The following is a 23,339-nucleotide window of genomic DNA, read 5'->3' on the forward strand; positions in this document are numbered from 1 at the left end:
CACGCTATCTTTGTTTAGTAAACTTTACCCCTATGAAGTATATAATGAGTGTATTAGCGATCATTATTGTGGTTGCTGCATGTACTATGAAAGAAAAAGAACCCCAAACAAAACAAAGAATGAAAAAAGTGTTGTTTGTGTTGACTAGCCATGATGTATTAGGAAACACAGGTGAGAAAACTGGATTTTGGATTGAAGAATTCGCAACGCCTTATTACACTTTAAAAGACAAAGGTGTTGTAATTACATTATCGTCGCCAAAAGGTGGACAACCACCAATTGATCCTAAAAGTATGGAAGAAAATTTTCAAACACCTTCTACCAAACGATTCAATACTGATAAAGAAACTCAAGAGCAATTAGCCAACACTTTTCCGCTAGCGACTATCAATGAAGCGGATTATGACGCTGTATTTTATCCTGGCGGACATGGACCTTTATGGGACTTATCGGAAGATCCTACTTCTATCAAATTAATAGAATCTTTCTATAACAATAAAAAACCTGTGGCTGCGGTTTGTCATGCGCCAGCAGTTTTGAAAAACACAAAAAATACAGATGGCACGCCTTTGGTAAAAGGTAAAAATGTTACTGGCTTTTCCAATACTGAAGAAGCAGCCGTACAATTGACGAAAGTTGTTCCATTTTTAGTGGAAGATATGCTGAAAAATAATGGCGCCATCTATTCTAAAGTGAGCGATTGGAATTCTCATGCAGTAAAAGATGGATTGTTGATTACAGGTCAGAATCCTGCTTCCTCAGAAAAGGTCGCTGAATTTTTATGGGAAGCCTTAAAATAGTATTTCCTCGATTTTAATATGTATTAAAAAAGGGAACTTATATTGTATAAGTTCCCTTTTGTCTTTGTCCTTTTCGTATTTAGGAGTCTTTTTTTGCTTCTTTCCATTCGTCAAAACGTTCTTTTAACGCTCCACCTACCCAGTAAGGTACGATGAATGTTAATAAAAGAATCATTAACCAAAATCCAATGGTTAGGATTGTAAGGAAAGCTAAAAAGCCTAAATATTGATCAAATTCAAACATGTTTTCCGGAATTTATCGAATTCACTACAAAGATATTGTAATATATTCAATATTCATACTGATTCGTTTAGAATTATTAACAATCAAATTTAATTTTTGTGAACATCTACTGCATCATCATGTACCATCTTTACATCTTGATTACTCATAGCTCCTAAAGTTTCATTTACATGCTGTATAACATCAGCATTACTTTCATTTGCTAACGTACTGAAAATAGTTACATTAGGATTCGTTACTCCGTACACACTGCTAAAAGTATATGTTGAAGTACTATCATATTTAAAATCTCCATTTTGCGCCGTATTGGTTGGCGATGCGTAATAGGTTTTAAAATCTAATAAATCAAAATTACTCGAATTATAGGTGAAAATTTTAAACGCAGGATTGTTGTCATGATTCACTGCAATTCCTGGTGTTGAAATTGAGAAGGAAATCATATCACTTGATTGATTTGAGTTGTGTGACTTATAAATACGTCGCAATCCATCAGTATGCGTATGTCCATTCAACAATCCAGTAATATTTGGTTTGTATTTTTCTATGATGTCTATAAATCCGTTGTGTAAAGAATGCTCTGTCCCTGAAAGATCTTTAAATGTAAGTGCCTGATTCCACATAGGTTTTCCTCCATAGCTATCTAGTCCAATAGGAATATGCATCATCAACATCACTCGATCATTAGGTCCAAGTCCTTGCATTGTAGTTTCAAACCATGTCATTTGGTCTTGTGTCGCTTGTTGTTGCGAAATCCCATCATCTCCAGTTACATATTCATGTTGTGCATTCTGTTTGCTATTATACATTGGATGTATAACTAACTTACCATTTACACTATCTTTCTCCTTCTTATTGGAAAAAATAACGGTATTCAATGCTATGACTTTTAATGTACTTCCATTGTCCACTAAATCTACCGAGTAATACCCAAATTCTTTATTAAAATCTAAATTATGAGCTCTTATTACTGTAGAACTACTATTAATAATAGGCCAATTATTACTCACATTTTCGTCTTCTGTCAATACAGAATTTCCGTTACCGTTTGTAAAAGAATGATAATCGCCTTCTAATGAATCATTATTTCCTGGCAAGTATAAAATAGGAATCCCTATTTGTAAGCTTCTCAAATTTTCTAACATTAAATGTGTATTTTGAGCACGCTCACTATCAATATACGCTGGTAAATCTCCCAAATACACCATAAATTTGGGCTGTTCTTGTTTGACAACAGCTTCAATTTTAGTCTTAGTTCTACTCCACAATTGAGTTCCTGAAACATTTCCGAATTGCGTTTCTGTCATATCTCCATTAATATGTACATCTGATAAGGATAAGAATTTGGCCGTAGTAGTTTTCCCCTTAGCAATCTCTATTTGCGCTCCTGCTTTATTCTTTGTATCTGAATTGGAAGTGGTAACTGGTTTTTGATCCGTTTTGCCTTTACATGCTAAAAAAAGTACACTTAATAGCATAACATACAGAAAGTTAGTTTTCATTACAAATATTTTTAATTGGTTAGTTAGACACACAAGATACTTAAACACGAGTAAACATATATGAGTATTTATACCTAATTAACTTTCCATAAACTCCTTAGAATTAAAATCGTGTCATCACCGATTCGCAAACAATAAAATCTTTTGGATCATCTGCTCTAGTTTCCAATGCATGTACATCCACAGTTCGCAGAGTTACTGGATATGGTCCATCAATCACCAAAGCAGTTTTCGCACTTGCATTCCAACGTAAGAAGATCATAGAATGTTCAAATTCGCCATTTCCTCTACGAATAAAGATGTCTCCAGGTTTTGGCGTATATACTTTTTGAGTGATTTCGTTTAAGAACCTATTTCTTCCATTATGATAATAGTATGTTCGTTTTTTACTTTTGTAAATGGCATGTAACTGACTGGTGGCTACAATATCTCTAAATACCGTTTTCGATTTATTTTTAAAATCTTTCCAACAATCTGTTTCATGTAAATACCAGGAGGCAAATTCACTACACTCATAACTAATCCAACCTCTATATTTTGAGTTTTTACCATACTGATCATAACCTTCTGCACTTGTTCCGCTTTTCCCAATATCTTTTGCTGCCAATACTGCTGCAGGATGATTTCGACTTGTCAAACCTGCATATCGCATCATCTGACGCTCTATAAAAGGCGTTAGATATAATTCGTTATTTCCTGCTCTCAATACACGATTAATAATTGTATTTGATAATAAAGGAATATCTTTTTCTGCTCCAGAAACTACTTTATGATAATGTACAATTAAAGTCATTCTACGAATATCAATACTACTTGATCCACCACTATTTTTCAGATAAATTTTATCCCAAAATGAACGATGATTCAAACTTCCCAATATTTGTAAATTATGCGTAGTATCTGGAAACTCAGTAATTTCAAGGGCATGCGTCCCTGTTCGCATCAGTTTGATGGGTAATTCAATTCGTCTACCTTCATAATTTTCAAAGATCAACTTTCGAGTCATATTACTACTCGCAGGTGTTTTGGTTTCTATTTTTAATGTAATGGATTGGGGCAGTTTTATGGAAGTTAACGTTTTTGCTTGCATGATGTACGATTTTTATGATTACAATTTTCCTCAAGTAAATATCAAAAATGTACACCAGAAATACTTCCATGAAAATCCCCAAATGAAAGCGTGTTTTCACCTTTTTTAATTCTTATTCGCACAAAAAGTTGTAATTTTGCACATCGAAAAAAATTAACAGGGCAATGGAATACAGAATAGAAAAAGATACAATGGGCGAAGTACAAGTTCCTTCAGACAAACTTTGGGGAGCACAAACGGAACGTTCAAGAAATAATTTTAAAATTGGTGCACCAGGAAGTATGCCACTAGAAGTTGTATACGGTTTTGCTTATTTGAAAAAAGCTGCTGCTTTTACAAACTGTGAATTAGGTGTGTTACCAATTGAAAAAAGAGATTTAATTGCAACTGTTTGTGAAGAAATCTTAGCAGGAAAGCACGATGATCAATTTCCATTAGTGGTGTGGCAAACTGGTTCTGGAACGCAATCAAACATGAATGTCAACGAAGTGATTGCCAACAGAGCACATCAATTGGCAGGAAAGAAGATTGGTGAAGGCGAAAAAACCATTCAACCAAATGACGACGTAAACAAATCGCAATCGTCAAATGATACATTTCCAACAGGAATGCACATTGCGGCGTATAAGAAAATTGTAGAAAATACCATTCCAGGTGTAACACAATTACGTGATACCTTAAAAAAGAAATCAGAAGAGTTTAAAAATGTTGTAAAAATCGGTAGAACGCATTTAATGGATGCGACACCATTGACATTAGGACAAGAATTCTCTGGATATGTTTCTCAATTAGACCACGGATTAAGAGCTTTAGAAAACACGTTACCACACTTAAGCGAATTGGCTTTAGGAGGAACTGCTGTTGGAACAGGATTAAATACACCAAAAGGATATGCAAAGCGTGTTTCCGAATTCATCGCACGTTTTACAGAATTACCTTTTATTACTGCTGAAAATAAATTTGAAGCCTTGGCTGCTCACGATGCAATGGTGGAAACACATGGCGCATTAAAACAATTAGCAGTTTCTATCAATAAAATTGCAAATGATATTCGTTTAATGGCTTCAGGACCTCGTTCAGGAATTGGAGAATTAATTATTCCGGCTAACGAACCAGGAAGTTCTATCATGCCAGGAAAAGTAAATCCAACACAATGCGAAGCTATTACCATGGTTTGTGCACAAGTAATGGGGAACGATGTTGCCGTTACTATTGGAGGTACTCAAGGACACTATGAACTGAATGTTTTCAAACCAATGATGATTGCCAACGTATTACAATCGGCACAATTAATTGGTGATGCCTGTGTAAGTTTTGAAGAAAACTGTGCTGCGGGAATTCAGCCAAATCACGGACGTATTACAGAGTTGGTAAACAATTCTTTAATGTTGGTGACAGCTTTAAACACGAAAATCGGATATTACAAAGCTGCTGAAATTGCAAACACAGCACATCAAAACGGAACCACGTTGCGTGAAGAAGCTATCAATTTAGGCTACGTAACTCCTGAAGAATATGACGAATGGGTAAAACCAGAAAACATGGTTGGCGCAATGAAATAAGCGTTTCTAACAAACATATATTGAAAAACCGCACTAAATTATTTAGTGCGGTTTTTTGCTTCTTTCTATGAATTCTTTGTGCTATCTACAAGGAGATTTGTCAATAAATTCAACTTTTCCACTTGCTAAATGATAATATGCCGTTTCAATTTTAACGGTAGGCTTCTTTCCTCCTTCTGGGTTCACTGCGTTTCTAATAATTGTAGAACATCTTTTTAGTTCGTCTACAGTATGAAAAACATTTTCTTTCGTTACTTCTTCTAAACCAGATTCGGATTTGCAATTACACGCATTGACAGCTGGCAAAATATGTCCTACCAGTTGATTCAAATTATCGCTTCCAGCATTACCTCCTTTGATAGCAGCATCAACAGCGCCACATTTTTCATGCCCTAAGACTAAAATATATTGGCAACCTAATTGAGCAATTGCAAACTCAATACTTGCTATAGAAGAAATGTTGGCTATATTTCCTGCCACGCGCACCACAAATAAATCCGAAACACCTGTATCAAAAATTAGTTCTGGCGGAACTCTACTATCTGCGCAGCTTAATATAATTGCAAATGGTTCCTGCCCTTTTTCTTTAGTACATTCTCTTCGACCTTTTGATTGATTAGGATGATCTGGTTCATCTTTAACATAACGCTCATTTCCTTTTTCTAAACGTTCTCTAATTTTTTTAAAATCGCTACGGTCTTCAAAATTACCCGGACAACTTTTTTCTTCAGTGCTCATAATATGATTGTATTTGGTTAGTTAAAACTTTCTCTATAAAGCTAACCAAAAAACAATTTTGTAAGAAAAAAATTGCATGAATGCAGATTTTCATAGAATGAATAAAGAAAAACACAGAACGAACATAATAACTAACAAGCCTACATTACAATATCATTTTTCCAAACATACGGAGCTGGAATGTCGGTATCGTCAATTAGTTGTCTGATATCAATTTCAATTCCGCGACTCATATCTGTAATTGGCACATCATTTGGTCCGCCTTCAAACGGGTTTTCTGTATTTTCTCCAATAGCTTCCATCGTATGGAAAACCCACGCCAATAAAGCACTAAACGGAATGGAAAACCATTCAAAATGACTAGCAATAAATTCTTGGATTTTATGAACGGTAGACGAATTGGATTCATGTGTTGCCAAATCTTTTAAAATACTATCGCCAATTCCTTCAAAACCATCCATAATTCCAAACGGAAGTAAAATGATAAAAACCCAAACAAAAATATAATTCAACGTAGCAAACTGTCTTGGATATGGAAAATTTTTGATTCGCTCACTTTTTCCTTGTAAAGTGTAAAACTCTACCAATATATTGGTCATTTCCATATGACGAAAATCATCGATCAATCCTTTAGTTTTCAGTTCCTTTAGTCGTTTCGATTGAATTCCTAATAATTGAGAAGCCTGATTTCCTTTTGCAAATATTTCATCCTGTTCTTGTTCAGAAATATAAGCGCTAATAACTTCCAAAATAGGTTCTTGATCTTCACAAACTCTATATTGTTTAGAACGAAATTCCTTATTAGAGCGCTTACTTTTTAAATGCATTTCCCAAGGTTTGTCCTTTCGTAACTGATAGCGCAAAGCGGTCAACCAAGCTACATGTCTGTGCACTAACTCGCGCTTTATCGTTTGCAATTCATTTTCTTCTAAAGTGTCAGAAGCAAAATCGTTCGTAATATAATCTTTCACCATAATGGTCCAAGAACGTGACGCATTGACAATTCCTCCCCAAATTTTGCGCGCTTCCCACAAACGATCATACGAAGCGTTGTTTTTAAAACTGACAATAAAAGCAACTGCTGTACCCAAAACGCCCAATGGCAACCAAGGAACTCGTAACCATTTCATTCCAATGACATCAAATAAAATTACAGGAATCGTAGCAAGAATAAGAAATAAAAAAATATGGCGACGTGTCCATTTTAAAACACCTTTGATGGGAAATATTCGTCTTGTATACATAAAATTGGTTGTATTAGTCTGAGAAAGATACAAAAACCATCATAACTGTAAACATATAGGAAATAGATGGCATACAATAGGTATAATCAGCAAATATAAAATAGTTTAAAGCGATGTTAATTTGACTGGAACTACCTATTGGATTGATTATAATAGTTTCCATCCAACAGAACCGCAAGCTATTCATATTTGGATGCTGAAGGTAAATGGGTTTATATAAAAAACGCTTTGGTTTCTAAAATTTAAGCATTTCAAACATATATCATTTAAAAAGTAGCGCTATGCTACTTTTTTTATTTCTAGTCAATTTAGCTTGCAAAATTACTTGCGAAGTCTACAACTAACATTCAAAAAACAAAAAGTAAGGCGTATCTAACCATCTAAAAATCTAACAGCACAGCGCCTCTAAAAACAAGCTGTTCAAAACCTCGTGAATAACTCCTAAATTATAGTATCAATTTTAAGTTAAAATATCAGCAAATACATTAAATTTGCGTTTTCAAAACAACAACACACAAAAATTACATAATGATTCATTTCTTTGGAAACGCACACAGCAAAGTTTTTGCTGTACAAACAGTAAAAGAATTATCAACAGAAAACGTTGCAAAATTGAACTGGCTTTTTGGCAACGTCGCAAAAATAGAACAAGCATCATTGGATGCTTTTTTTGTTGGCCCTAGAGCAGCTATGATTACTCCTTGGAGTACCAACGCTGTAGAAATTACCCAAAATATGGGCGTTGAAGGTATTATCAGAATTGAAGAGTTTAATGCTGTGGCGGAAGATTTTTCAGATTTTGATCCGATGATTTCTCAAAAATTCAACGGTTTGCATCAAGATACTTTTACGATTGATATTGAGCCTGAAGCTATTTTGGATATTGATGATATTGCTGCCTACAATGAGCAAGAAGGTTTGGCATTGAGTACCGAAGAAATTGAATATTTAGACAATCTTTCTAAAAAATTAGGCAGAAAGCTTACAGATTCTGAAGTTTTCGGGTTTTCTCAAGTAAACTCAGAACATTGCCGACACAAAATTTTCAATGGAACATTTGTAATTGATGGAGAAGAAAAACCAACTTCACTATTCAAACTTATCAAAGAAACATCGAAACAACATCCAAACGATATTGTTTCTGCTTATAAAGACAATGTAGCCTTTATCAAAGGGCCAAAAGTGGAGCAGTTTGCACCAAAAACGGCTGACAAACCAGATTTTTACGAAACGCAAGAATTTGAATCTGTGATTTCACTAAAAGCGGAAACACACAATTTCCCAACAACTGTAGAACCTTTTAATGGAGCTGCCACTGGTTCTGGTGGAGAAATTAGAGATAGACTTGCTGGCGGACAAGGTTCGTTGCCATTAGCAGGAACAGCAGTGTATATGACTTCTTATTCTCGATTGGAAGAAGGCAGATATTGGGAAGAAAAATTCAAAGCTAGAAAATGGCTGTACCAAACACCAATGGACATCTTAATCAAAGCATCTAATGGAGCTTCTGATTTTGGAAATAAATTTGGACAACCACTCATTTGTGGTTCTGTTTTGACCTTTGAACACGAAGAAAACTCGTCTTCTAGTTCTGCAAAAGCCAGAAAATTGGGATATGACAAAGTTATCATGCAAGCTGGTGGAATTGGTTACGGAAAAGCATCTCAAGCCATAAAAGACACTCCAAAAACTGGAGACAAAGTAGTGATTCTAGGTGGAGAAAATTACCGCATCGGAATGGGAGGTGCCGCAGTTTCTTCTGCAGATACAGGTGCTTTCTCAACAGGAATCGAATTAAATGCTGTACAACGTTCCAATCCGGAAATGCAAAAACGTGCCGCCAATGCAATTCGTGGAATGGTAGAAAGTGACGAAAATTATATTGTTTCGATTCACGATCATGGAGCTGGTGGACATTTAAATTGCTTGTCTGAACTTGTGGAAGAAACAGGTGGAAAAATTGATTTAGATAAGTTGCCTGTGGGCGATCCAACATTGTCTGCTAAAGAAATCATCGGAAACGAATCACAAGAACGTATGGGATTGGTCATTGCCGAAGAACATATTGAAACACTCAACAAAATTGCAGAACGTGAACGCTCACCAATGTATACCGTTGGAGATGTGACTGGTGACGATCGTTTTACGTTTGAATCAGCAACCAAAGGTGACAAACCAATGGATTTAGCGTTGAGCGATATGTTTGGAAGTTCGCCAAAAACCATCATGACAGACACTACTGTTAAAAGAAATTATAAAAACCCAAGATATAAAACCAAAAATTTACACATTTATCTCGATCAAGTATTGCAGTTAGAAGCAGTTGCTTGTAAAGATTGGTTGACGAATAAAGTGGACCGTTGTGTTGGTGGAAAAGTTGCCAAACAACAATGCGTAGGTACATTACAAATTCCGTTGAATAATGTTGGTGTCATGGCACTAGATTATAATGGTAAAGAAGGAATTGCAACGTCTATTGGACATTCGCCAATTTCTGGATTGATACATCCTGAAGCGGGAAGTCGCAATTCAATCACAGAAGCTTTAACAAACATCATTTGGGCACCATTAAAAGATGGTTTGCAAAGTGTTTCGTTGTCTGCAAACTGGATGTGGCCATGTAAAAATGAAGGTGAAGATGCGCGTTTATATGAGGCTGTTAAAGCGATTTCAGAGTTTTCTATCGATTTAGGAATTAACGTTCCAACTGGAAAAGATTCTTTATCAATGAAACAGAAATATGGTGACGATGAAGTAATTTCTCCAGGAACCGTTGTCATTTCTGCGGCAGCAAATTGTAATGAAATTAGCAAAGTGGTAGAGCCCGTTTTACAACTAGATGGTGGAAATATCTACTATATTAATATTTCACAAGACAATTTTAAATTAGGTGGAAGTTCGTTCAATCAAACATTAAATGCGATTGGAAATGAAGCGCCAAATGTAACAAATGCTGCGTATGTAAAAACTGTTTTCAACACGATTCAAAACTTAATTAAAGAAGATAAAATTGCAGCTGGTCATGATGTCGCTTCTGGCGGATTGATCACTACGCTACTTGAAATGTGTTTTGCGGATGTTAATCTAGGTGCAAACCTTGACATTTCTGATTTAGCAGAAGAAGATTCAATCAAAGTATTATTTGCTGAAAATGCTGGAATCGTTTTCCAAGCGGATGCAAGTGTAGAGGAAACATTGACCGCAAACAACATTGCCTTTTTCAATATTGGAAATGTTACCAATACTGCAACTGTCAACATTAAAAATCACGAAGATAGTTTTACATTTGATGTTGCAGAGAAAAGAGATACTTGGTACAAAACCTCTTTCCTACTCGATCAAAAACAAACTGCAAATGGTTTGGCACAAGATCGTTACGACAATTATAAAAATCAACCTTTACAATATACATTTCCTAGTCATTTCACTGGCAAACTAAGTGACGTCATTGCGAACAGCGTGAAGCAATCTGCTGCGAATAATGAGATTACTTCGTCGCAAACTCCTCGTAATGACGTAAAACGACCACTTGCAGCAATCATCCGTGAGAAAGGTTCAAATTCTGAACGTGAAATGGCAAATGCAATGTATTTAGCTGGTTTTGATGTAAAAGATGTACACATGACCGATTTAATCTCGGGACGTGAAACACTAGAAGACATTCAGTTTATTGGTGCTGTTGGAGGATTTTCAAATTCAGATGTATTAGGTTCTGCCAAAGGTTGGGCTGGTGCATTTTTATACAATGAAAAAGCAAATACAGCCTTGAAAAACTTCTTTAAAAGAGAAGACACACTTTCTGTGGGAATCTGTAATGGTTGTCAATTGTTTATGGAATTGGAAGTCATCAATCCAGATCATGACGAACATGGAAAAATGACGTATAATGATTCTCAAAAACACGAAAGTGCCTTTACTTCTGTAAAAATTCAAGAGAACAATTCGGTAATGCTTTCTACCTTAGCGGGAACGACTTTAGGTGTTTGGATTTCTCATGGAGAAGGGAAATTTAAACTTCCATACGAAGAAAGTAAATATGATATTGTTGCTACATATGGTTATGAAGGTTATCCTTCAAATCCAAATGGTTCTGACTTTAATACCGCAATGATGTGCGATACAACAGGAAGACACTTAGTGACCATGCCACATATTGAACGTTCTACATTCCAGTGGAATTGGGCAAACTATCCAGCAGGAAGAAAAGATGAAGTTTCTCCTTGGTTAGAAGCATTTGTCAATGCAAGATTATGGATTGAAGCAAAGAATAAATAAGATTCACTTGATGAAAAGATTGCTTTTACTTGTATTTTTTGGAAGTATCGTACTTGGTTGTGATAAAAAACAAATACCTACAAAACAAACGTCTGTAAGTGTTTTAAAGCCAAGTTATGGATTTCACTTAGATGCTCTCATTGATGAATTTGGCAAATTAGCTGATTCAACATTCAATGATTCCAAAGATTTAAAATCAATCCTAAATTTTAAAGTCATTGATCAAAACGGAAACATTAAGCCTATTGGTATGGAAAAAGCACTCAAATTGTATCTTTCCAACACAAAAGACAATACGCCAGAAGTGTATCCAATTTTTGAAATTAAAAATACTTCGAAAGCCATTTTACCTGTTTTTGGGAAAGGACTCTGGGACAAAATTTGGGCAAAAGTAATTGTAGATAGAAAAACATTGAAAGTCGTTCAGATTGAGTTCGATCATAAAGGGGAAACTCCTGGTTTGGGAGCAAATATGAGCAAAGTTGAATTTGAATCTCAATTTGTGGGAAGTGTATTAAGTTTAGAAAGCTCAAATTATGCACTTTACAAAAGGGATGAACAATTGATGAGTGGAAATTCTAAAATTGATGTTATTTCGGGTGCTACCATTACTAGTAAGGGCGCAATTGAAATGCTCAACAAAGGTTTATTAAAATACAAAGCATATCTAGATTAGTTCATCATATCACAACATATAAAATACATATTAAAAGACCTGCTTTACGGTGGGTCTTTTTTTGTATATCATTGAATTTTATTAAATCTATATTTTTATAATTTCAAAAATGTATCACTTTGACTTTTCTAAAAGAAACTTCATACAATTTCACACAAAGAATAGCGCTCTAATTCGTCACTATTATAGGTTAATTCATCACAAAGTCATATATGATGGTGTTTTTGCGGCTTTTTATTTTTTTAATTTGCGCTTTCATTTAACAAATAGTTACTTGAATTTCTTTCCAAAAAATACTCCAAATAATAAATTCACCACAATGAAACGTACACTTTTACTTTTATTAATGTTAGCTCCTTTGTTATCCATGGGACAATGGACTATTGAAAATGCCCAAATCACCACCACACTTTCTCAATTTGGAACTTCAATAGCTATGAGTGATGACGGACTTACCATTGCTGTTGCTGCTCCTTTTGCAAATTCAGGTGCTGGAATTGTAAGAGTCTACCAAAATAATAATGGAAGTTGGTCACAACTAGGAAGCGATATTGTTGGAGAAACAAATCAAGATTTTCTAGGAAGTGAAGAAGGACTAACACTAAGCTTAAGCGGAGATGGAACAACACTGGCTTTAGGAAGTCAATTAGGAGATAATGGTCCACAACAAAATGTAGGTAAGGTACGCGTTCTAAGATATAGTACTGGTAATTGGTCACAAATTGGCACTACTATTTATGGAAATAAAGCTTTTGATAACTTGTCTAATGTAGATTTAAATTTTGATGGAAATACGATGATTATTGCTGCTCCATCGGCAAACTCTGCAGATGACAATCTCTTTGCCATTGGATACGTTAAAGTATTTGAATATAATGCTACAGATTGGCAACAAATTGGCTCCGATTTTATTGGCACAGATGAAGATGGTTATTTAGGAACAGGAATATCTATAAATGACGACGGAACTATTATCGCTTTTGCAGGAGACACACCTGTACAAGTGTATGAAAGAAATGCAAACACTTGGAATTTAAAAGGAAGTCCTATATCCATTCCTTTCAATATAAATTCTAACAAACTACTCGATTTAAACGGAAGTGGAGATATAATTTCAATATCCAACAATCGTGCTTCAAACAGTAATACGAGTATAGGAAGAGTTCGCACCTTAGAATATTCTAGTGCTACTGGAAACTGGCAACATTTAGATGCAATAGCTCCTGAAACAATGCAAGATTGGTCTGAAGATGGTTTAGGTACAGCCATGGCTCTGTCAAAAAACGCCAATTATATCGCAGTCAGTATTCCTAAAAACACCGACAATAACAACGCTGGTAGAATAGAGATTTACAATTACAATGGAACACAATGGGTTGAAGTTTTTGGAGTTACAGGACCAACTTCCAATCAAGAAATAGGCAACGAACCTAGAAGTCTAAGCATTTCTGCCAATGGCCGTTGTTTTGGTATTGGAAATCCAGACAATCAGGAAGTAACAGTATATTGTAATAGTGCTATCTTAGGTGTAAATCCCGTAGCTGACAATGATAAAGTATACATAACTCCTAATCCTAGTAAAAATGCTGCTACGATCTATTTACAAGATATCTATTCAAACGTACAAGTCAGCATATACAATCTTTTAGGACAAAAAGTACAGCAAGCGGAATTTTTCTACAACAATAAATTATACATAAATACTTCAAAACTAAATACGGGCACGTATGTGGTAAAACTAAATATGTTAGGAAAAATAAAGACGCTAAGATTACTTATAGAATAGTAAAACAGCAGTCCTTTTCAATGTGTGAAAATCTGTCTAAAAAATAAGAGCGAAGATTAAAAGCGAATTCAATTCTCAGAAAAAATTAGCATAATTATTACAAATATCACATAAAATCCTGCGCTTTTTTAACATTCTTTTGAAATTGGCTGACAATTTTTATATTTTGCAGGTTCACAAAAAAACCAAATCAGAGAATGACTAATGTAACGCGATTATTTGATTTTCCTTACTACCAATTAGCAAACTATCCCATAGCAAAGTCCCTTACAACGTTTAAAAATGGTGAATGGATTTCGACATCAACACAAGAATATATAGATCAAGCAAATGCCATCAGTAGAGGTTTATTACGTTTAGGCGTACAAGCCAATGACAAAATTGCGGTGATATCAACCAACAATAGAACTGAATGGAATATTATGGATATTGGTATCTTGCAAGTAGGCGCACAAAATGTTCCTATTTATCCAACGATTGCCAAAGAAGATTATGAATATATCCTAAACCATTCAGAAGCCATTTATTGTTTTGTTTCGGATGTAGAAATTGTGGAGAAACTAAATGCAATCAAAGGAAATACAAAACTAAAAGGAGTATATACTTTTGATCAAATTACGGGAGAAACCAATTGGTCAAAAGTACTAGAACTAGGAGCAGATACAAGCAATGATGATGAATTACAAGCGCGTAAAGATGCTGTAACTCCAGAAGATTTAGCAACCTTAATATACACTTCTGGAACTACAGGAAGACCAAAAGGTGTCATGCTTTCTCATAACAACTTAGTTACAAATGTATTAGACAGTCAAAAACGTGTTCCGTTAAATAACGGACAAGCAAGAGCATTGAGTTTCTTACCAGTGTGTCACGTATTTGAGCGCATGATCCTTTATTTATACCAATACTGTGGAATTGAAATCTTTTTTGCGGAATCTATTGAAAAAATCAGTGATAACTTAAAAGAAGTAAAACCACATGTAATGACGGCGGTTCCTCGTTTATACGAAAAAGTATATGATAAAATCTATGCTAAAGGTGCTGATTTAACAGGAATCAAAAAGAAATTATTCTTCTGGGCAATTGAGCTTGGATTAAAATATGAACCATACGGAAAAAATGGTGCTTTGTATGAGTTTAAACTAAAAATAGCTCGTAAACTCATCTTTAGCAAATGGCAAGCAGGTTTAGGCGGAAACTTAAAATTAATGGTTTCTGGTAGTGCGCCATTACAAGCACGTTTGACGCGTGTATTTGCTGCCGCAGGAATTCCAATCATGGAAGGATACGGATTAACGGAAACTTCGCCAGTAGTATCTGTAAACGATCAACGCAATGGCGGATTTAGAATTGGAACTGTTGGACGTGTGATTGACAATGTAGAAGTAAAAATTGCAGAAGATGGAGAAATCCTTGTAAAAGGACCAAATGTAATGCAAGGATATTATAAAGATCCAGAAAAAACGGCTAGTGTCATGTCTGGTGAATATTTCCATACTGGAGATATTGGAGAAGTAAGTGCTGATGGTTTCTTAAAAATCACAGATCGTAAAAAAGATATGTTCAAAACATCTGGAGGAAAATATGTCATTCCAGCCTTGATAGAAAACCGATTCAAACAATCGCGCTTCATAGAACAAATCATGGTCATTGGTGAAGGAGAAAAAATGCCAGCTGCCTTAATTCAACCAAACTTCGAATTCATTAAAGATTGGATTGAAAAGAAAGGAAAGAATATTGGAAAAACAGAAGCAGAAATCTGTGCCTCGGAAGAAATTATTACGCGTATTCAACAAGAAGTTGATGAAGCGAATAGCAATTTTGGGAAGTGGGAACAAATCAAACGTTTTGAACTTATCCCAAAAGTATGGTCTATTGAAGGTGGAGAATTAACGCCAACTATGAAAATGAAACGAAAAGTCATCAAAGAAATCTACAAAGATTGTTGCGAACGTATCTACGATCGTGCATAAAATATACGATCAAAATCAAACCGTTCAAGAAATTGAGCGGTTTTTTTATATCTATTTCAGAAAACATAAAATGAGTTGGAAAATAATAAAAGAGAATCAACGTAAATATGCTGACACTAGCTACTATTTAAAAGCTGAAAAAGAATGCGATGAAGGAAAACTTGTGCTCGAAATTCTATGGCCTGATGGATTCATGTATATCATATCTGTTGATCTTTATACTAAAAATGAAAAACGTAAATTCTTCTTCCAAAAAAAGATAAAAAAACAAAACATTTATGGTTGTTTCGTATCTTACAATGATCGCATCGAAAAGTATGGACATCAAATCATGAGAATGACTAATAAAGAACCTATTCGAAAACTTAAAAGATTAGATGCATTACAAAAAGATGGTGTTCTAAATTATAGGCTAGCTGAAAAATATGATATTACTTTTGAAACTACCCTACTTGAAAAACCAGAAACTAACCAGCATTTCAATTAATTCAAAAATTAATCGCAAATACTTATAAATTCTCGATTTACAGCGTATTTTCTAACATTCTCCTACTCCAACTACTAAATTTTTAGCAAATTCATAAAATTATTTTTTATTTTATTATGCATGCATAGTATTTTTTCATATATTTGAAGCACAAACAACTATATGAAAGAAAAAACTATAGATCATGTAATGAGAGCTACATGGCAAGCCATCTCCAAAATGTATAATGAAGAGGCTGGAAAATATGGCAGCACCATGGCCACAGGTTTTACATTACTTAGTATCGATCAAGAAGAAGGCACACCATCTACCGCGCTAGGCCCAAAAATGGGAATGGAAGCCACTAGCCTATCACGTACCTTAAAAGGTATGGAAGAAAAAGGACTCATCTACAGAAAAAAGAATCCAAAAGATGGTAGAAGTGTATTAATCTGTTTAACAGAATTCGGAAAAGAGATGCGAGATGTTTCTCGAACCACCGTATTACGCTTTAATGACGCAATTCGCGCTAACATAGAAGAAGAAAAATTAAAACATTTCTATGAAGTTTCAGAAATCATTCTAGAACTCATCAGCAATAAAAAAATATATACTGATTCAGCAGTAGAAGCTGCCGCAGAAAATAAATAATAACCAAAAAATATACTAAAAATTTACTTGTTCATTATAAAACAAATTAATTCTGACAGGACTCACGAACCATTTGTAATAAATAAAAATATAGAGACTAAGCTAAACGCATTTTAAATCTCGATGATCGAGTAAATTTTGACTAACAATTTAAAAATTGAAAAAAAGATGAAACGACCAATTAACAAAATAGCAGTTATCGGTTCTGGAATTATGGGTTCTGGAATTGCCTGTCATTTTGCCAATATCGGAGTCGAAGTGTTACTATTAGATATAGTACCTTTTGAACTTAACGAAAAAGAACAAGCGAAAGGTTTAACGCTTGAAGACAAAATTGTACGTAACAGATTGGTAAATGACAACCTGAAAGCGTCTCTTAAATCAAAACCATCTCCTATTTATTCACAGAAATTCGCAAATAGAATTTCTACTGGAAATTTAACAGATGATATACACAAAATTAAAGATGTCGATTGGATTATTGAGGTTGTTGTAGAAAGATTAGACATCAAACAAAAAGTATTTGAACAAGTTGAAAAGCACAGAAAACCAGGAACGTTAATTACATCAAACACTTCTGGTATTCCTATTCAATTTATGAATGAAGGGCGTAGCGAAGATTTTAGAAAACACTTTGCGGTAACGCACTTCTTCAATCCACCACGCTATTTAAGACTATTTGAAGTTGTTCCAGGACCAGATTGTAAGCAAGAAGTTACAGACTTCTTAATGATGTATGGAGAAAAGTTCCTTGGAAAAACTTCGGTTTTAGCAAAAGATACACCGGCGTTTATTGGAAACAGAATTGGAATCTTCGGAATTCAAAGTCTATTCCACCAAGTAAAAGAACTTGGACTCACCATAGAAGAAGTAGACAAATTAACGGGACCAGTAATTGGTCGTCCAAAATCGGCTACGTTCCGTACGGTTGATGTAGTTGGATTAGACACCTTAGTTCATGTTGCTAACGGAATCTACAAGAACTGTCCAGACGACGAAGCACACGACTTATTCAAACTACCAGATTTCATCGAAAAAATGATGGAAAACAAATGGTTAGGTAGCAAAACAAAACAAGGTTTCTACAAGAAAACAGTCAATGCAGAAGGAAAAAAAGAAATCCTTTCGTTAGACTTAGATACTTTAGAATATCGCGAAAAGAAAAGAGCCAAGTTTGCTACACTTGAATTAACAAAAACTATTGACAAACCAATTGATCGTTTTAAAGTATTAGTTGGCGGAAAAGATAAAGCGGGCGAATTCTACCGTAAAAACTTTGCAGCCATGTTTGCGTATGTTCAAAACAGAATTCCTGAAATTTCTGATGAATTATACCGAATTGATGATGCAATGAAAGCTGGTTTCGGATGGGAAAATGGTCCTTTCGAAATTTGGGATGCTGTTGGTATTGAAAAAGGAATTGAATTAATGAAAGCGGAAGGTAAAGAACCTGCTGCTTGGGTAACTGAAATGGTTGCTGCTGGAGAAAAAAGCTTCTACACAGTAAAAGATGGAGCTACGTATTATTATGATATTCCTGCAAAAGCTCAGACTAAGAAACCTGGTCAAGATGCATTCATCATTTTAGACAATATCCGTAAATCAAATGAAGTTTGGAGAAACAGTGAAGCTGTTATTGAAGATTTAGGAGACGGAATTATCAACCTAGAATTCCAATCGAAAATGAACACCATTGGTGGTGGCGTTTTAGCCGGAATCAACAAAGCAATTGACTTAGCTGAAAAAGATTTCCAAGGATTAGTTATTGGAAATCAAGCAGCGAATTTCTCTGTAGGAGCAAACATCGGAATGATTTTCATGATGGCTGTCGAGCAAGAATATGATGAATTGAACATGGCGATCAAAATGTTCCAAAACACCATGATGCGTGCACGTTACTCTTCTATTCCTGTAATTGTTGCGCCTCACGGAATGACACTTGGTGGTGGATGCGAACTTTCTATGCATGCTGATAAAGTAGTCGCTGCCGCAGAAACGTACATTGGTTTAGTAGAATTTGGTGTCGGAGTAATTCCTGGCGGTGGAGGTTCTAAAGAAATGGCGTTAAGAGCTTCAGATACTTTCAGAAAAGGTGATGTAGAATTAAACGTACTACAAGAACACTTCTTAACCATCGGAATGGCTAAAGTAGCAACGTCTGCGTATGAAGCATTCGATATGGGCGTTTTACAAAAAGGAAAAGACATCGTGGTTGTTAACAAAGATCGTCAAATCGCAACAGCAAAAGCTCATGCGAAACTAATGGCAGAATCTGGATACACACAACCTGTTCGTAGAAAAGATGTAAAAGTTCTTGGAAAACAAGCTTTAGGAATGTTCTTAGTAGGAACGGACGCAATGGAAGCAAGTAAGTACATTAGTGAACACGATCATAAAATTGCCAACAAATTAGCGTATGTAATGGCTGGTGGAGATTTATCGGAACCTACATTGGTAAGTGAAGATTACTTACTAGACATTGAGCGTGAAGCGTTCTTAAGTTTATGTACAGAACGTAAAACGTTGGAGCGTATTCAGCATATGTTGAAGACTGGGAAACCGCTTAGAAACTAAATTAGTCTTGAGATATTAGTAGTGAGAATTGAGACAAGTTCTAAGAAAAATCTCAATACTAATATCTCAAAACTCAATACTAAATCAAATGCATAAAGTAGATAATTTAAAAATATGGACAAAGTCAATAGCCTTGACAAAAGCTGTATATCTACTGATAGCTGATTTACCAAAGGATGAAAAATTTGGGTTAACATCTCAAATAAAAAGAAGTGCCATTTCAATACCTTCTAACATTGCTGAAGGTGCTGGAAGAAATTCAAACAAAGAGTTTAAACATTTCTTAAGTATTGCAAATGGTTCTAATTACGAACTCCAAACGCAATTGATATTAGTAAAAGAGTTAAATCTCATAAACAAAGAAAAAGTACAACCAATAATTGAGCAGTGTATTGAAATACAGAAAATGAATTATGCTTTTCAGCAGAAATTATAAATCTCAATACTAAAAACTCAATACTCAATACTATTCATTGAAAATGAAAACAGCATATATAGTAAAAGCATACAGAACAGCCGTTGGAAAAGCTCCAAAAGGTGTGTTCAGATTTAAAAGAACGGATGAATTGGCAGCCGAAACGATTCAGTACATGATGAATGAATTGCCAGACTTTGACAAAAAACGTATTGACGACGTTATTGTTGGAAATGCAATGCCAGAAGGTTCACAAGGACTCAACATGGCGCGTCTCATCTCTTTAATGGGATTAGATATTGTTGATGTTCCGGGTGTTACGGTAAATCGTTTTTGTTCATCAGGATTAGAAACCATCGGAATGGCAGCTGCAAAAATTCAAGCAGGAATGGCAGATTGTATCATTGCTGGTGGTGCCGAAAGCATGAGTTCTGTTCCTATGACAGGATTTAAAACAGAATTGAACTACGATATCGTAAACGCAGGTCACGAAGATTATTATTGGGGAATGGGAAATACAGCAGAAGCTGTTGCCAACCAATTCAACGTATCTCGTGAAGACCAAGATGAATTCGCATACAATTCACACATGAAAGCATTGCGTGCGTTGGCAGAAGATCGTTTTCAAGATCAAATCGTTCCTATTACTGTTGATCAAACCTATATTGATGAAAATGGTAAAAAAGCAACGAAAAGTTACACCGTAACTAAAGATGAAGGTCCACGTAAAGGAACAAGTACTGCGGTATTAAATAAATTACGCGCGGTTTTCGCTCAAGGCGGAAGTGTAACGGCTGGAAACTCATCGCAAATGAGTGACGGAGCTGCATTTGTATTGATCATGAGTGAAGAAATGGTGAAAGAATTAAACTTAGAGCCAATTGCACGTTTGGTAAACTATGCTGCGGCAGGTGTAGAACCACGCATCATGGGAATTGGACCTGTAGCTGCAATTCCAAAAGTATTAAAGCAAGCAGGATTACAACAAAACGATATTGAATTAATCGAATTGAACGAAGCCTTTGCTTCTCAATCATTAGCAGTAATGCGTGAATTAGACTTAAATCAAGACATCGTAAACGTAAATGGTGGTGCTATTGCATTAGGACATCCATTAGGTTGTACAGGAGCAAAACTATCGGTGCAACTATTTGACGAAATGCGCAAGCGCGATATGAAAGGGAAATACGGAATGGTGACCATGTGCGTAGGAACTGGACAAGGCGCCGCTGGAGTTTTTGAATTCTTAAATTAGAATTGAGATATCAGTATTGAGTAGTGAGTTTCTTGCTATTCATAATTATAATAACCAAAAAGCATACAGTAGTAGTATCTCAATACTCACTACTAAATACTAAAATCTACTATAAAAAATGGAAACAATAAACAAGGACATCTTACGCGGAGGACAATTCCTAGTAAAAGAAACAAAATGTGAAGACGTATTTACTCCTGAAGATTTTTCTGAGGAGCAACAAATGATGAAAGAATCGGTAAAAGAATTTATCGATCGTGAAGTATGGCCAAATAAAGAACGGTTTGAAAAGAAAGATTACGCGCTTACAGAAGAAATCATGCGTAAAGCTGGTGAACTTGGATTTTTAGGAATCGCTGTTCCTGAAAAGTATGACGGAATGGGAATGGGATTTGTTTCTACCATGTTAGTATGTGACTATATTTCTGGAGCTACAGGATCAATTGCAACTGCTTTTGGAGCGCATACCGGAATTGGAACTATGCCAATTACTTTATACGGAACGGAAGAGCAAAAGCAAAAATATGTTCCTGCGTTAGCCGCTGGAGAAAAATTTGGAGCGTATTGTTTAACAGAACCTGGTGCAGGATCGGATGCAAACTCTGGAAAAACCAAAGCTGTTTTATCTGAAGATGGAAAACATTATTTGATTTCTGGACAGAAAATGTGGATTTCAAATGCAGGTTTTGCGGAGACATTCATCGTTTTTGCTCGTATTGAAGATGATAAAAATATCACTGGATTTATTGTTGAATTTGATAGAGAAAATCCAAACGGAATTACGTTAGGTGAAGAAGAACACAAATTAGGAATTCACTCCTCTTCTACTCGTCAAGTATTTTTCAACGAAACAAAAGTTCCTGTAGAAAACATGCTTTCTGAAAGAGGAAATGGTTTCAAAATTGCCATGAATGCTTTAAATGTTGGACGTATCAAACTAGCTGCTGCTTGTTTAGATGCTGAACGTCGTGTGATTACAGAAGCTACAAAATATGCCAACGAACGTATTCAGTTTAAAACGCCTATTGCGAACTTCGGAGCTATCAAAGCAAAATTAGCACAAATGGCAACTGCTTGTTACGTTGGAGAATCTGGAGCGTATAGAGCTGCAAAAAATATTGAAGATCGAATTGCAATTCGCGAATCGGAAGGAAACACACATCAAGAAGCTGAATTAAAAGGTGTTGAAGAATACGCTATTGAATGTTCTATCTTAAAAGTAAAAGTTTCAGAAGACGCACAGTTTATTACAGACGAAGGAATCCAAATCTTTGGAGGAATGGGATTCTCAGCAGATACACCAATGGAATCTGCTTGGAGAGATGCACGTATTTCTCGTATTTATGAAGGAACCAACGAAATCAACAGAATGTTAGCTGTGGGAATGTTGGTTAAAAAAGCTATGAAAGGACATGTTGATTTATTAGGTCCTGCTATGAAAGTAGCCGATGAATTAATGGGAATTCCTTCATTTGACATTCCAGATTACTCTGAATTATTCTCAGAAGAAAAAGAATTACTAGCAAAACTGAAAAAAGTATTCCTAATGGTAGCTGGTTCGGCTGTTCAAAAATTTGGACCTCAATTAGAAGAGCACCAACAATTATTAATGGCAGCTTCAGATATTTTGATCGAAATCTATATGGTAGAATCTTCTATTTTACGTACGGAGAAAAATGCTAAGCGTTTCGGTGAAGACTCTCAAGAAATTCAAATTGCAATGACGCGTTTAAACTTATTCAACGCTGTAGAAAAAATTACTACAAAAGCTAAAGAAGGAATTGTTTCGTTTGCAGAAGGTGATGAGCAACGTATGATGTTAATGGGATTAAAGCGTTTTACAAAATACGCAAACATGCCAAATGTTGTTGCGTTACGTAACAAAATTGCAGACAAATTAAACGCAGAAAACGAATACTGTTTCTAGTCGCAGAAAATATAAAAGATAATTCTAAATACACTATTAGGTTTTAGAATTTAGTTGTTTGTTAAAAAGCCATCTCTATCCCGAGGTGGCTTTTTTGGTGTAATGTATGGCATATTTAAAAATAAATTTACTTCATCATAAAAATTAGTACTTTTATAATTAAG

General features: G+C 35.2%; 17 protein-coding genes. 12 read left to right on the forward strand and 5 right to left on the reverse strand.

The features are described 5' to 3' along the window. Nucleotides 1-32: 32 nt before the first annotated feature. A complete protein-coding gene (locus Q0845_RS07335) occupies nucleotides 33-800 on the forward strand; it encodes a type 1 glutamine amidotransferase domain-containing protein (RefSeq protein WP_298511261.1) in 768 nt (255 codons plus the stop codon). Between the two features lie 79 nt (nucleotides 801-879). Here the strand turns inward: Q0845_RS07335 and Q0845_RS07340 are convergent, their stop codons facing one another. The 3 genes from Q0845_RS07340 to Q0845_RS07350 all read right to left on the reverse strand — a co-directional run bounded on the left by Q0845_RS07340 (nucleotide 880) and on the right by Q0845_RS07350 (nucleotide 3,633). Beyond that, nucleotides 880-1,044 (reverse strand): hypothetical protein, encoded by a 165-nt coding sequence (locus Q0845_RS07340; RefSeq protein WP_170110073.1) that lies wholly within the window; start codon nucleotides 1,042-1,044, stop codon nucleotides 880-882. 89 nt (nucleotides 1,045-1,133) lie between these two features. Then, nucleotides 1,134-2,543 carry a metallophosphoesterase gene (locus Q0845_RS07345; protein WP_298511266.1) on the reverse strand — a complete coding sequence of 470 codons (1,410 nt, stop codon included), beginning with the start codon at nucleotides 2,541-2,543 and terminating at the stop codon, nucleotides 1,134-1,136. A 103-nt stretch (nucleotides 2,544-2,646) separates the two neighbouring features. Beyond that, entirely contained in the window at nucleotides 2,647-3,633 is a 987-nt protein-coding gene (locus Q0845_RS07350) for a hypothetical protein (protein WP_298511268.1), read from the reverse strand. A 164-nt stretch (nucleotides 3,634-3,797) separates the two neighbouring features. Between Q0845_RS07350 and fumC the strand changes: the two genes are divergently transcribed. Next, nucleotides 3,798-5,195, forward strand: coding sequence for a class II fumarate hydratase (fumC, locus tag Q0845_RS07355; RefSeq protein ID WP_298511270.1), 1,398 nt, complete (start codon nucleotides 3,798-3,800; stop codon nucleotides 5,193-5,195). A gap of 81 nt (nucleotides 5,196-5,276) precedes the next feature. On the opposite strand, the gene Q0845_RS07360 is transcribed toward fumC, so the two are convergent. Together Q0845_RS07360 and Q0845_RS07365 are read right to left on the reverse strand one after the other, a co-directional pair. Further along, entirely contained in the window at nucleotides 5,277-5,933 is a 657-nt protein-coding gene (locus Q0845_RS07360; RefSeq protein ID WP_298511272.1) for a carbonic anhydrase, read from the reverse strand. Nucleotides 5,934-6,073: 140 nt separating this feature from the next. After that, nucleotides 6,074-7,177, reverse strand: coding sequence for a bestrophin family protein (locus Q0845_RS07365; RefSeq protein ID WP_298511274.1), 1,104 nt, complete (start codon nucleotides 7,175-7,177; stop codon nucleotides 6,074-6,076). A gap of 528 nt (nucleotides 7,178-7,705) precedes the next feature. On the opposite strand from Q0845_RS07365, the gene purL reads away from it, so the two are divergent. From purL to Q0845_RS07415, 10 genes are all read left to right on the forward strand, one after another. After that, nucleotides 7,706-11,452: a phosphoribosylformylglycinamidine synthase gene (purL, locus tag Q0845_RS07370; RefSeq protein ID WP_298511276.1), complete on the forward strand. Its 3,747-nt coding sequence runs from the start codon at nucleotides 7,706-7,708 to the stop codon at nucleotides 11,450-11,452. A gap of 10 nt (nucleotides 11,453-11,462) precedes the next feature. Next, the gene (locus tag Q0845_RS07375) at nucleotides 11,463-12,128 is read left to right on the forward strand and encodes an FMN-binding protein (RefSeq protein WP_298511278.1); all 666 of its coding nucleotides are present in this window, start codon (nucleotides 11,463-11,465) and stop codon (nucleotides 12,126-12,128) included. Between the two features lie 319 nt (nucleotides 12,129-12,447). Continuing rightward, nucleotides 12,448-13,914, forward strand: a complete 1,467-nt coding sequence (locus Q0845_RS07380) for a T9SS type A sorting domain-containing protein (protein ID WP_298511280.1) — start codon at nucleotides 12,448-12,450, stop codon at nucleotides 13,912-13,914. Nucleotides 13,915-14,111: 197 nt separating this feature from the next. Next, the gene (locus Q0845_RS07385; protein WP_298511281.1) at nucleotides 14,112-15,887 is read left to right on the forward strand and encodes a long-chain fatty acid--CoA ligase; all 1,776 of its coding nucleotides are present in this window, start codon (nucleotides 14,112-14,114) and stop codon (nucleotides 15,885-15,887) included. 70 nt (nucleotides 15,888-15,957) lie between these two features. After that, nucleotides 15,958-16,374, forward strand: coding sequence for a hypothetical protein (locus tag Q0845_RS07390; protein WP_298511282.1), 417 nt, complete (start codon nucleotides 15,958-15,960; stop codon nucleotides 16,372-16,374). A 162-nt stretch (nucleotides 16,375-16,536) separates the two neighbouring features. Further along, complete coding sequence (locus Q0845_RS07395) at nucleotides 16,537-17,004, forward strand: MarR family transcriptional regulator (RefSeq protein ID WP_298511285.1); 468 nt, start codon at nucleotides 16,537-16,539, stop codon at nucleotides 17,002-17,004. A 168-nt stretch (nucleotides 17,005-17,172) separates the two neighbouring features. Next, nucleotides 17,173-19,578 carry a 3-hydroxyacyl-CoA dehydrogenase/enoyl-CoA hydratase family protein gene (locus Q0845_RS07400; RefSeq protein ID WP_298511287.1) on the forward strand — a complete coding sequence of 802 codons (2,406 nt, stop codon included), beginning with the start codon at nucleotides 17,173-17,175 and terminating at the stop codon, nucleotides 19,576-19,578. Between the two features lie 88 nt (nucleotides 19,579-19,666). Next, nucleotides 19,667-20,014: a four helix bundle protein gene (locus Q0845_RS07405; protein WP_298511289.1), complete on the forward strand. Its 348-nt coding sequence runs from the start codon at nucleotides 19,667-19,669 to the stop codon at nucleotides 20,012-20,014. Nucleotides 20,015-20,057: 43 nt separating this feature from the next. Continuing rightward, nucleotides 20,058-21,248: an acetyl-CoA C-acyltransferase gene (locus Q0845_RS07410; protein WP_298511290.1), complete on the forward strand. Its 1,191-nt coding sequence runs from the start codon at nucleotides 20,058-20,060 to the stop codon at nucleotides 21,246-21,248. Between the two features lie 118 nt (nucleotides 21,249-21,366). Continuing rightward, nucleotides 21,367-23,175, forward strand: coding sequence for an acyl-CoA dehydrogenase family protein (locus tag Q0845_RS07415; RefSeq protein ID WP_298511292.1), 1,809 nt, complete (start codon nucleotides 21,367-21,369; stop codon nucleotides 23,173-23,175). The last annotated feature ends 164 nt before the right edge of the window (nucleotides 23,176-23,339 follow it).

This window comes from uncultured Kordia sp. (assembly GCF_947489565.1).
GTDB lineage: Bacteria > Bacteroidota > Bacteroidia > Flavobacteriales > Flavobacteriaceae > Kordia.

Bases quoted from the DNA above. Each gene is read 5' to 3' on its own strand.
- Q0845_RS07335 (WP_298511261.1), top strand. From the start codon at position 33: ATGAAGTATATAATGAGTGTATTAGCGATCATTATTGTGGTTGCTGCA.
- Q0845_RS07340 (WP_170110073.1), bottom strand. From the start codon at position 1,044: ATGTTTGAATTTGATCAATATTTAGGCTTTTTAGCTTTCCTTACAATC.
- Q0845_RS07345 (WP_298511266.1), bottom strand. From the start codon at position 2,543: ATGAAAACTAACTTTCTGTATGTTATGCTATTAAGTGTACTTTTTTTA.
- Q0845_RS07350 (WP_298511268.1), bottom strand. From the start codon at position 3,633: ATGCAAGCAAAAACGTTAACTTCCATAAAACTGCCCCAATCCATTACA.
- fumC (WP_298511270.1), top strand. From the start codon at position 3,798: ATGGAATACAGAATAGAAAAAGATACAATGGGCGAAGTACAAGTTCCT.
- Q0845_RS07360 (WP_298511272.1), bottom strand. From the start codon at position 5,933: ATGAGCACTGAAGAAAAAAGTTGTCCGGGTAATTTTGAAGACCGTAGC.
- Q0845_RS07365 (WP_298511274.1), bottom strand. From the start codon at position 7,177: ATGTATACAAGACGAATATTTCCCATCAAAGGTGTTTTAAAATGGACA.
- purL (WP_298511276.1), top strand. From the start codon at position 7,706: ATGATTCATTTCTTTGGAAACGCACACAGCAAAGTTTTTGCTGTACAA.
- Q0845_RS07375 (WP_298511278.1), top strand. From the start codon at position 11,463: ATGAAAAGATTGCTTTTACTTGTATTTTTTGGAAGTATCGTACTTGGT.
- Q0845_RS07380 (WP_298511280.1), top strand. From the start codon at position 12,448: ATGAAACGTACACTTTTACTTTTATTAATGTTAGCTCCTTTGTTATCC.
- Q0845_RS07385 (WP_298511281.1), top strand. From the start codon at position 14,112: ATGACTAATGTAACGCGATTATTTGATTTTCCTTACTACCAATTAGCA.
- Q0845_RS07390 (WP_298511282.1), top strand. From the start codon at position 15,958: ATGAGTTGGAAAATAATAAAAGAGAATCAACGTAAATATGCTGACACT.
- Q0845_RS07395 (WP_298511285.1), top strand. From the start codon at position 16,537: ATGAAAGAAAAAACTATAGATCATGTAATGAGAGCTACATGGCAAGCC.
- Q0845_RS07400 (WP_298511287.1), top strand. From the start codon at position 17,173: ATGAAACGACCAATTAACAAAATAGCAGTTATCGGTTCTGGAATTATG.
- Q0845_RS07405 (WP_298511289.1), top strand. From the start codon at position 19,667: ATGCATAAAGTAGATAATTTAAAAATATGGACAAAGTCAATAGCCTTG.
- Q0845_RS07410 (WP_298511290.1), top strand. From the start codon at position 20,058: ATGAAAACAGCATATATAGTAAAAGCATACAGAACAGCCGTTGGAAAA.
- Q0845_RS07415 (WP_298511292.1), top strand. From the start codon at position 21,367: ATGGAAACAATAAACAAGGACATCTTACGCGGAGGACAATTCCTAGTA.